The sequence below is a fragment of the Kribbella sp. NPDC002412 genome (assembly GCF_053592935.1).
Window position 1 is genome coordinate 1 of sequence record NZ_JBSFBL010000117.1, and the last position, 10,110, is coordinate 10,110.

A 10,110-nucleotide genomic window follows, 5' to 3' on the forward strand; every position below is an offset into this window, starting at 1 on the left:
GATCGGGCGACCACTCTTGCGGAACAGGTCACGCAGGGCGGCCGGGAGCGTCGGACTGGCTGCGCCTGCGTCCCAGCTGAAGCCGTCTGCCTCGATGCGGCCCAGCACTCCGCCGAGACGCTCGTCACGCTCGCAGATGGTGACCTGGTGTCCCAGCTTGGCCAGGCGGACTGCACTGGCGAGACCGGCGAGGCCGGCCCCGATGACTATCACTCTTGCCATCAGACAGCACTGCTCCCAGTCGCCGGGGCGCCGCGTTTCTCTTGCCAGGCCTTGAACCTGGCCCAACCACGTTTGATGAAGCGGAAGGCGACGTACACGCCGATCAGGCCGAGCAGCAGCAGGATGCCGGCGATGATCAGCGCGGCCTCCGGATGGAACGCGGCCAGCGTCACCACACCGGCGACCGCGACGTCCTCGCCGGACGACGCGGCGATGTTGGTGACCGGCTCGGGGGAGGTGTTGATCGCGAGCCGCAGGCTCGACTTCACCGCGTGCGAGAGCAGCGCGACCAGGCCGCCGGCGGTGGCGATCGCGGCCTGCTCCAGCGTGCTCGCCTCGCCGGACAGCAGCGCGGCGATGATCGCGCCGACGGTCGGCCGGATCACCGTCGAGATCGCGTCCCAGGCCGAGTCGACGTACGGGATCTTGTCGGCGACGAACTCGAAGGCGAACAGCACCCCGGCCGCGATCAGCACGCCGTTGCTGGTCAGTGCCTCCGGCACGTCGTCGGCGCCGGCGAAACGGCCGAGCAGGCCGAGGATCAGCACGCAGGCGTAGGCGTTGATCCCACTCGCCCAGCCGGTCGTGAACGCCAACGGCAACGCTTCCATCGTCCTGCTCCCGTAACCCTCTGTCGCCACCGCTGCTGTCAGTATTGAACCTTTTGTGGCGAGTTTTGGTTAACCGTTGACTTCCGGGTCGCCTCGACTCACAGTGATCAGGCTGCCAGTCTGTGTGACCGGCATCCCCGCCGTCGGTTCAGGAGAACAACATGCGTCGTCGTCCGAAGATTCTCGCCGCATTGGCTGCGGTAGCGCTGGCCATCACCGTGACCGGCGTGTCGTCAGGCGGTCCACCCGCATCCGCGTCGACACCGGATCCCGCTGCCTCTCCCTACAGCGCGGCTGCCGCGAAGTACGGCGTACCAGAGTCTGTGCTGCTGGCCGTGTCGTACGCGGAGACCCGCTGGGACGACCACCAGGGCGCGTCGAGCACCGACGGCGGCTACGGGCCGATGCACCTGACCGCCGTCGACCCCACCGCGGTCGTGGACCTCTCCGGCAAGCGCAAGGTCGCGAAGGCCGAGTCGCTGCGGACTCTCTACAAGGCGTCCGAGCTGACCGGGCTGGACCCGGTTGCCCTGCGCAATGAGACCGCCGCGAACATCGAGGGTGGCGCCGCGCTGCTGGCGTCGTACCAACGGAACCTCGGCCTCCCAGTCGGCTCCGACACTTCGGCTGCCCAGTGGTACGGCGCAGTGGCGTCGTACGCGGAGGCTTCGGACCGCGCGGCCGCGGCGGCCTTCGCTGACGACGTCTACGCGATCATGGCGCGCGGTGCCGCCCGTACGACGAACACCGGGCAGCAGGTCGTGATGCCTGCCCTGGCTGTCACGCCGGACAAGACCCAGGTGAACAAGCTGTCGCTGCCGGCCGGGGTGCAGGGTTCGAGCGCCGGTACGGAGTGTCCGGCGGAGTTGGGCTGCGAGTGGCTGCCGGCGCCGTACCAGGACCTGGGTGGTGGCGACTACGGCAACCACGACCTGGCGAACCGGCCGAAGACCGGCAAGATCGACTACATCATCGTTCACGACACCGAGGGCGGCTGGCAGGGCACGCTCAACCTGGTGCAGGACCCGACGTACGTGAGCTGGCAGTACACGATGCGCTCGTCCGACGGCCACACCTGGCAGCACGTCAAGGCCGACGACGTCGCCTGGCACGCCGGCAACTGGTACGTGAACATGCACAGCATCGGCATCGAGCACGAGGGCTTCGCGGCCCAGGGCGCGACCTGGTACACCGAGTCGCTCTACCGCAACTCGGCCAAGCTGGTGCGCTACCTGGCCGCCAAGCACAACATCCCGCTCGATCGCGCGCACATCATCGGCCATGACCAGATCCCGGGGACGATCCCGAGCACGGTCCGCGGCATGCACTGGGACCCGGGACCGTACTGGGACTGGGAGCACTACTTCGACCTGCTCGGCGCGCCGATCTGGGGCAAGTCCGTGTTCCCGGTGAAGGCGGGCTCGATCGTCACCATCAAGCCCGGGTTCGACGACAACGTGCAGGTGCTGACCAACTGCACCGGCGCGGGCACCACGTGCACGCCGCAGGGCACCAACTTCGTCTACCTGCGGCAGGCGCCGGACGACGCGGCACCGCTGGTCAAGGACATCGGTCTGCGCCCGGACGGCTCGGCCAGCACAACTGTGGTGTCCGACATCGGTGCACGGGCGGCCGCTGGTTCGCAGTACGTCGTGGCGCAGCGGCAAGGGGACTGGGTGGCGGTCTGGTACCTCGGGGCGCTCGCCTGGTTCAAGAGCCCGGCGTCGGCGCCGGACGCGTTCGCCAAGCCGGGTCTCGTGGTGAAGCCGAAGGCGGGCAAGGCGTCGGTGCCGGTGTACGGACGGGCCTACCCCGAGCAGTCGGCGTACCCGGAGGGCATCCCGTACCAGGTGGTCACGCCGCTGCAGTACTCGATCGGCGCCGGTCAGGCCTACCCGGTGGGCGACCCGTCCATCGAGACCGACTACTACCGCGCTGTCACCTTCGCCGGTGAGCCGCCGACCGACCACGTCCAGGTGATCGGCAACGACCGGTACTACCAGATCTGGTTCGGCCACCGGATGGCCTACGTCCGTGCTGCCGACGTGGACCTGAGGCCGGCTGTCTAAGCTGCTTGCTGTGATCGACGAAGCCGTCCAGTCCTTGCTGGACGGCTTCGTCACGTCGGTCCGCCGGATCGCCGACGTCGAGGCGATCTGGTTGCACGGGTCGCTGGCACTGGGCGACTTCCAGCCAGGACGGAGCGACCTCGACGTGGTGGCCGTGGTCTCGTCTCCACCACCGCCGGCTGTCGCCGACCTTCACCGGCGGCTCATGGCGGCCTCGCCGTTGGCGTCGAAGCTGCATTGCTCGTACATGCTCGCGTCCGAGCTGGCGGATCCGTCGGTTCGGCATCCGACGTTTGCCCAGGAGCGGTACTTCGACCGGCGGGTGACACCGGTGACGCGGCGAGAGCTGCTCCTGGGTGACAGGTCGCTGTACGGCCCACCGCCCACCTCGTTGCTACCAGCAACCAGCGACGCCGAGCTGTTCGCCTTCATCCGTGAAGATCTGCGGTCGTTCTGGTTACCCGTGACAGCACGCCGGAAGCCCTGGTACGCCGATATCTGGGTCGACCTGGGGATGGTGACGGTTGCGCGGGCCCACGTCACGTTGACTTCCGGTGAACTGATCACGAAGCGGGCGGCGCTGGGTGTGCTTCCGGCACTGGGTGCGCCGGAGAGCGTCGTACGGGATGTCGCCCGCCGGCGGTACGGTCCGGCGGGCCCGGTGAACCCGTTCTGGCGTCAGCGGCGGGCGGTGCTGACGCAGGTGTTTCTGCAGGCGGCGATTCCCGCGGTGATCAGTTCACCGTGATCGGGGTGCCCGCGGTCACCTCGAGGAGCTCGGCGTACGTGGTGGGGTAGACCGAGTGGGGGATCCCGGCGGCTGCCCAGATGACGTCGTACTGCTCGAGGGTGGTGTCGACGTAGGTGCGGACCGGGTGCGGGTGGCCGACCGGGGCGACGCCGCCGATCGACTGGCCGGTGTGCTCCTTGACGAACTCGGGCGTGGCGCGGCGCAGCTTGGTGATGCCCAGCTCGGCGGCGACCTTCGCGGTGTCGACCCGGTGCGCGCCGGACGTCAGGATCAGCACCGGGGCGCCGTCGCCGTCGAAGATCAGGCTGTTCGCGATCGCGCCGACCTCGCAGCCGAGCTCGGCCGCCGCGGCCGCCGCGGTCGGCACCGCCTCGTCGAGGATCACGATCTCGCCGGTGGCCCCGGCCGCCCGGAGCGCGTCGGCCACGCGTTGCACGTTGGGATGGTTGCTCACCTTCGTGAGCTTAGGCGGCCTGTCACACCGTTTTGAGCTCGGCTGCCCCGAACGAGACGTTGAAGCGGTCGCACCAGATCGCGACGCTGCGGAAGTCGCCGAGAACCACGTCCTTGGGGATGACGTAGTTCTGGTTGCCGTGGTTGCCCTTGAGACTGCCCAGGCTGACGTAGTTGTCGTCGTCGAAGACGTGCCAGCCGTTGCGGCCGGGGATGGTGGGGGCGTCGCTGAGCCAGACCTTCAGGTCGGGGCCGTCGGACGTGCTCAGGTTCTCCAGGCGGAGGACCCGGGAGCCGTCGGGGAGTCTGAGGACGGCGACGGTGCCTTCGGTCTCGTGCTCGTGGGTGATCAGCTTCCCGGTCAGCAGAACGGTCGGCGTGGTTGGCTGCCGCGTCTGCTGCTGCGCGGAAACTGTCGGTGGCGTCGTCGACGATGAAGTTGTGGAGATCGGAGCAGCGCCGGGCAGCGCTTCGTCGACGACTTTGTCGGTGAAGAGCCGCCACGGCTGGAAGAGCGGCAGCGCGACCGCGATGACCACGACGGCCACCGCCGCCGCGGCGATCACCGCTGCCCGCCAGCGCTTCGTCAGTCTCGGCATCGGCGTTCCTTCCGGCTCCTTGGGGCACTTCTCCGGTGAGTTCCGGCGGCTGCCGGGTGTCTCCGGCGTCTCCAGTGCTGCGTGTTCTCCAGTGTGGACGGCGGATCGGTCGCGTGGCGGCGCGCCGGGCTTACGGCCCGTTGACGTTTGTCGGCGGCCGACGATACGCTGTTCGTGTTCGAACAGATGTTCGATTACCTCCGCCCCGGTTTCGTCGGGAGGCCGGCCGGGGGTGATCCGGACAGCTGGACGGCTCCGGTGCGGAGTTGCGGCCGCATCGGAAACCGGTGGTCCCGGCGGGCCGGGCGCCGAGGTGGTCCTCGACCCCCACCTCGAGCCCGTCCGCCGGGCCCCGGAACCAGCCGTCGGTCAGGCGCTAGCTCTCGATCGAGAACGGGAGCAACCGTTCGTACACAGGAGGCGATGGAGCATGTGGGAGTTCGACGAGGCCGTGGAAGTGCGTTCGGACGTCGTGGACGGCGTCGAGACCCCGGCGCAGTTCCTCTGGCGCGGCCGGCTCTGGCGCGTGTGCTCCGTCCAGGCCCGCTGGACCGAGACCGCCGCCTGGTGGGAGCGCGGCATCATCGGCGCCGGCCTCGGCCCGTCGTACGACGCCCGCCCCGGATCGACCCGGGTAGCCGCCGCGGCTACTCACCTGGACGGCGCGGTGGCGTCGGCGAGCCCCCGATCTCGCACCGACTGCCTGACCGCGCCCGCTCCCGGCGGGAGCACCACCGCCCTCGCTCCCGCCGGGAGCGCCACCACCGGGCTCACCGAGAGCCCGGCGGCGGTCGGCGTGCTGGATGCGGACTGGGGCCCGCGGCGTGCGGTGTTCCGAGTAGAGGCGGGGTGCGGCCGGCACGGTCGGCGTGAGCTGTTCGATCTCGCGCACGACCCGGACTCCGGCCGCTGGCAACTGGAAAGGGTGACGGACCGATGACTGTCTCACCGGTATCCCCGGCGGCCGCCGGCGCGGCCAGCCGCGAACTGTCCCGCGCACGAGCCGCGCTGGCCGAGGCCGTGGAGACGAGCGACCACCTGATCCGCTACTCGAGCGCCCACGTCGCGGCGCTCCGAGTCGCGGCCGCGGTCCTCGCCGTCCGCGCCCGCCCGGTCCGCTCCGGCGCCCGCCGGCGGGTCCAGCGCAACGCCTGGGTGCTGCTCGCCGAGGTAGCGCCCGAGTTCGGCGAGTGGGCCACCTTCTTCGCCGCCGGCGCATCCCAGCGCGCGGCCGCCGAAGCCGGGCTGGAGCGCGCGGTCACCACCCGCGAGGCCGACGACCTCGTCCGCGCCGTGGAAACCTTCTACGACCTGGTCGAGACCAGCCTCCGCCTGTCCGACAACTCGGCCCTCACCGCCACCACGGACCCCCAGTCCGTCCTGACCCAGCCCTGGATGCAAGCCAGCTGACCGCTTGGCGCTGTTGACCGGCTGACGGCCTGACCTTGTTGATTGCGGACTCGGGAGAACCAACCTGTGAGTGAGCTACGCCGGGGCATCGGCAAAGACGTCTGCGGTCGCGTCCACGCCGTCACCGGCGTCGAGTGCTACCTCCCCGACACCCACTACCCCAACCCGCACCACTCCATCGAAGGCGACTCCTGGCACGACGGCCTCTGCAGCAAATGCGCCGGCGCCGGCACCCACGCCGACACCACCTGCCCCCGCTGCAACGGCACCGCCTTCGAACCCGTAGCCCTCATAGACCCCGAGACCTACCAGCCCGGCTAGGCCGTGGCTGGCAATTCCCCATCTACTGCGCGCCCTCGGCACGGCACCTCGCCGCACCGACCACCTGCTTGCTACGGCGAGGAATTGCCAAACGCGACCTGACCGCCCTGTTGGGTTTCGGGGATTTGCCTGGACTGTTCTGGGGGGCTGGGAACTAGGGTCGGCAGGGTGAGTGAACTTCCTGTGCTCGATGGTGAGGATCAGCGGGTCCTCGGAAGCCTGATGGAGAAGCAGTCGACGGTGCCGGCGTCGTACCCGCTCACCGCCAACGCGTTGCGCACCGCCTGCAACCAGACCAGCAACCGCGATCCCGTCGTCGACTACGACCAATCGACCGTCGAGCAGACCGCGCGTTCGCTCAGGGACCGAGGACTCCTGCGGATCGTCTGGGCCGACACCGGCCGCCGCACCCTGAAGTACCACCAGACCCTCGACGAGCGCCTAGGCCTCGAACCGGACGAACGCGCACTGCTCACGGTCCTGCTCCTTCGAGGCGCCCAAGCACCCGGCGAGCTGCGCACCCGCACCGAACGCCTGCACCCGTTCCCGGACCGATCCGACGTCGAAGCCTGCCTCCGCCGGATGGCCGCCCGCCCCGAACCGCTGGTCCGCGAACTCGAACGCCGCGCCGGCCAGCACGACCGCCGCTGGATCCACCTCCTGGGCCCAGTGCCGGACGAAGCCGCCCAGCCCGCCGCCCCAGCCGTCGACCGCGACGTGGTGATCGCCGAGGGCACGGACACACGGGATGCTCGAGTGCGTTCGTCGTACGACGCTGTCGCCACCGCCTACGCCGACCAGCTGATCGACGAGTTGGACGTCCTGCCGTTCGAAACCTGGCTCCTGGACCGCGTCCTCGCCCACGCCGCCGGACGGCCGATCGTGGAAGTCGGCTCCGGCCCCGGCCACATCACCGCCTACCTCGCCGACCATGACGCCGACGCCACCGGCATCGACGTCTCACCCGCCATGGTCGAGGAAGCCCGCCGCCGGTTCCCCGACCACACCTTCGAGGTCGGCGACCTCCGCCGCCTGGGCCGGCCTCCCACAACCTCCGGCTGGTCCGCAGTCCTGGCCTGGTACTCCCTGATCCACCTGGCCCCTGCCGAACTCCCGGCCGCCATCGCTGCCCTGACCCGCCCCCTGGACCCAGGCGGCTGGCTGGTCCTGGCCCTCCACGCCGGCACCGAGGTCCGCCACGTGACCAACCTCTTCGGCCATGAAGTCAACCTCGACTTCGTCCTCCACGACCCGGCGAACATCATCACCTTGATCGAATCCGCCGGCCTGGTCGACATCGAGTGGTACCTGAGAGGCCCCCTGCCCACCCACCAAGAAACAACCCAACGCCTCTACGTCATAGCCCGAACCCCCGCCTGACCCCGCTGCTCGCACGCCGGCGTGGCAGTACTTCGGCCTCGGGCTTGAGGCACGTCGCGTTCGCCTGGAACTTGGTAGGTCAGCTCTTGGCGTAGGTTTCGGCAGCCTGGGATTCGAACTCGAAGGCGATGGCGGGCTCGTCGCCGACGACCCAGGCGTCGTGGCCGGGTTCGATGATGTAGGCGCGACCCGGGAGCACGCGTGCCTTGGTGCCGTCGTCGTGGACGACCTCCATCTCGCCGGAGATCAAGGTGCCGACGTGCCGCACCTGGCAGGCGTCGCCGCCGACGACGGGACGGATGCACTCGGACCACCGCCAGCCCGGCTGGAAAGTGATGCGCGCGACGCTGGCTCCCGGCAGTTTGACCACGTCGACGGTGGTCTTGTCCGGCGTACGGCGCTCGTCGGGCTCGTCGAAGGACTTGCTGTGAATGGTCATGGGTTCCCTCCCTAACCGGTGCTACTTCCCCTTCTCTCCGACGATGGCGCTCCCCGCCGCCCTGCGACAGACGCCACCTCTTAACGTCCGCTTACAACGCCCGGCACCAGTCGCCCCGGGTGGTGCGGCCCTGGCCGGGGGTGGCGGGGAAGTAGGGTGTGGCGGGGCGGGGGACTGGGTTGAGGAGGGTTATGACGATGGTCGATCGGCGGCGGCGGTCTGTGCGGACGGCGCTGGTGGCCGAGGCTTTGCGGGTGGCGCTGGCGGGGCGGGCGCGGGTTGATCCTGAGGCCGGGTTGGACATCGTCGACCTGGGTGGTGGGACCGGTGGGTTCGCGGTGCCGTTGGCCGTCGAGGGCCACCGGGTGACTGTGGTGGATCCGAGCCCGGACGCGTTGGCCTCGCTCGAGCGGCGGGCCAGCGATGAAGGCGTCAGCGCGCTGGTTCGTGGCGTTCAGGGTGACGCGGCTGAGCTTCCCGGTCTCGCGGGTGAGTCGAGCGCGGACGCCGTACTGTGCCACGGCGTGCTCGAGGTCGTCGACGACCCGGTGCAGGCGCTGCAGGCGATGGCGTCGGTACTGCGGGAGGGCGGCGTACTCAGCCTGCTCGTTGCCCAGCGCAACGCTGTCGTACTCGCTCGCGCGCTCGCGGGGCACCTGGCCGAGGCGCGGATCGCGTTGCAGGATCCGGACGGGCGCTGGGGTGCGACGGATCCGATGCCGCGGCGATTCGACGAGGCGGGGATCATCGCGCAGTTGGCTGACGCCGGGTTCATGGTGCACACGGTGCACGGCGTACGCACGTTCGCCGACCTCGTCCCGTCTGCGTTCGTCGACTCCGAGCCGGGCGCGGCCGAGTCGCTGGCCGAGCTCGAGCGCGCCGCCAGCCAGCACCCGGCCTTCCGGGCGCTCGCGACCCAACTGCACATCCTGGCCACCCGCTGACCCGGGAGTCCCCGAGCTCGTCGGCATCAGGTATGGCGCTCAGCGGGCGACACGCCGTACTTGTGTTCTGGGTCACACGGGTTCCTGGTCGACGGAGGGTGATGGGCCGGTGACTGCTGCCGGGCGGCGCCGGGGTGCACTGAGGTGGAGTTGATCACCTCAGGTGCGACGGGAGCAGGGCCTGGCGGCTGGGCCGGCTGAGGTCGGCGTGGAATAGACCGGTGCGGGGTCATGGGGGCGACACGCGGCGTTTGGTGGGTTTGAGGGGTGGATGTCGTGGGCAGTTGCGGGACCGTGACGCGCTGGACAGGCGGTCAGGGTTTCGTGTGAGGCAAGCGCGGCCTAGACTGGAGTCGGCCTATCGAGATCGCGCTCATCATGGAGGGATCGACGGTGCCCCTCTCGGAAGAAGAGCAGCGCCAGTTCGAGCAGCTCGAACGTGCCCTTGCTGCGGAAGACCCGAAGTTCGTCTCCGCCATGCGAGGGACCAATGTGCGCTTGTACTACAAGCGCCGGGCAGTGCTTGCCGGCGTTGGATTCGTGCTGGGCATCGCTGTTCTGATGACCGGCGCGATCATCCCCAACACCATCATCGGAGTCATCGGCTTCGTGATGATGGTCGCCTGTCTCTACATCGCCGCGCTGAGCATGAAGCGGATCAGCAACGCCGGAGACGCCGACGACATCCCGCCGCCGCCTCCGCCGCCGACCAAGCGGCACCGGACCAAGCACGACTCGTCCGGCAGCTTCATGGAGCGGATGGAGGACCGCTGGCGGCGCCGCCGCGACGAAGACCTCTGACGGCGCGGCGCGCCTGAGCGCGTAACCGGCCGACATCCACACCCGCGTCCCTGGTGGGCCGACTTCACCGAGTCGCCGGAACGCGCCGACGAGCTGGTCGCGGCGATCCG

At 69.6% G+C, this 10,110-nt stretch carries 13 protein-coding genes; 8 read left to right on the forward strand and 5 right to left on the reverse strand.

Annotated features, from left to right (window positions below; translation table 11 throughout):
• The coding region (locus tag ACWCOV_RS41110; RefSeq protein ID WP_449834811.1) for an FAD-dependent oxidoreductase at positions 1-222 on the reverse strand (222 nt) is incomplete at its 3' end.
• Positions 222-833, reverse strand: coding sequence for a DUF4126 domain-containing protein (locus ACWCOV_RS41115; protein WP_449834812.1), 612 nt, complete (start codon positions 831-833; stop codon positions 222-224). The genes ACWCOV_RS41115 and ACWCOV_RS41110, both read right to left, overlap by 1 nt.
• 161 nt (positions 834-994) lie before the next feature.
• On the opposite strand from ACWCOV_RS41115, the gene ACWCOV_RS41120 reads away from it, so the two are divergent.
• Both ACWCOV_RS41120 and ACWCOV_RS41125 read left to right on the forward strand, forming a co-directional pair.
• Entirely contained in the window at positions 995-2,902 is a 1,908-nt protein-coding gene (locus ACWCOV_RS41120; protein WP_449834813.1) for an N-acetylmuramoyl-L-alanine amidase, read from the forward strand.
• A gap of 10 nt (positions 2,903-2,912) precedes the next feature.
• The gene (locus ACWCOV_RS41125; protein WP_449834814.1) at positions 2,913-3,650 is read left to right on the forward strand and encodes a nucleotidyltransferase domain-containing protein; all 738 of its coding nucleotides are present in this window, start codon (positions 2,913-2,915) and stop codon (positions 3,648-3,650) included.
• Here ACWCOV_RS41125 and ACWCOV_RS41130 read toward each other — a convergent pair.
• Positions 3,637-4,107: a YbaK/EbsC family protein gene (locus tag ACWCOV_RS41130; protein WP_449834815.1), complete on the reverse strand. Its 471-nt coding sequence runs from the start codon at positions 4,105-4,107 to the stop codon at positions 3,637-3,639. The genes ACWCOV_RS41125 and ACWCOV_RS41130 overlap by 14 nt on opposite strands.
• Positions 4,108-4,129: 22 nt before the next feature.
• Entirely contained in the window at positions 4,130-4,705 is a 576-nt protein-coding gene (locus tag ACWCOV_RS41135) for a DM13 domain-containing protein (protein WP_449834816.1), read from the reverse strand.
• Positions 4,706-5,135: 430 nt separating this feature from the next.
• Here ACWCOV_RS41135 and ACWCOV_RS41140 point away from each other — a divergent pair, with 430 nt between their 5' ends.
• From ACWCOV_RS41140 to ACWCOV_RS41155, 4 genes are all read left to right on the forward strand, one after another.
• On the forward strand, positions 5,136-5,645 hold the full coding sequence (locus tag ACWCOV_RS41140; RefSeq protein ID WP_449834817.1) for a DUF6504 family protein: 510 nt from the start codon (positions 5,136-5,138) through the stop codon (positions 5,643-5,645).
• The gene (locus tag ACWCOV_RS41145; protein ID WP_449834818.1) at positions 5,642-6,115 is read left to right on the forward strand and encodes an SAV_6107 family HEPN domain-containing protein; all 474 of its coding nucleotides are present in this window, start codon (positions 5,642-5,644) and stop codon (positions 6,113-6,115) included. The genes ACWCOV_RS41140 and ACWCOV_RS41145 overlap by 4 nt, the downstream gene beginning before the upstream one ends.
• A gap of 66 nt (positions 6,116-6,181) precedes the next feature.
• Positions 6,182-6,436 (forward strand): hypothetical protein, encoded by a 255-nt coding sequence (locus ACWCOV_RS41150; RefSeq protein ID WP_449834819.1) that lies wholly within the window; start codon positions 6,182-6,184, stop codon positions 6,434-6,436.
• Between the two features lie 168 nt (positions 6,437-6,604).
• Positions 6,605-7,816, forward strand: coding sequence for a DUF480 domain-containing protein (locus ACWCOV_RS41155; RefSeq protein ID WP_449834820.1), 1,212 nt, complete (start codon positions 6,605-6,607; stop codon positions 7,814-7,816).
• Positions 7,817-7,895: 79 nt separating this feature from the next.
• On the opposite strand, the gene ACWCOV_RS41160 is transcribed toward ACWCOV_RS41155, so the two are convergent.
• Complete coding sequence (locus tag ACWCOV_RS41160) at positions 7,896-8,255, reverse strand: cupin domain-containing protein (protein ID WP_449834821.1); 360 nt, start codon at positions 8,253-8,255, stop codon at positions 7,896-7,898.
• 191 nt (positions 8,256-8,446) lie between these two features.
• Here ACWCOV_RS41160 and ACWCOV_RS41165 point away from each other — a divergent pair, with 191 nt between their 5' ends.
• Both ACWCOV_RS41165 and ACWCOV_RS41170 read left to right on the forward strand, forming a co-directional pair.
• Entirely contained in the window at positions 8,447-9,199 is a 753-nt protein-coding gene (locus ACWCOV_RS41165; protein ID WP_449834822.1) for a class I SAM-dependent methyltransferase, read from the forward strand.
• A gap of 378 nt (positions 9,200-9,577) precedes the next feature.
• A complete protein-coding gene (locus tag ACWCOV_RS41170) occupies positions 9,578-10,000 on the forward strand; it encodes a DUF3040 domain-containing protein (RefSeq protein WP_449834823.1) in 423 nt (140 codons plus the stop codon).
• Positions 10,001-10,110 lie beyond the last annotated feature (110 nt).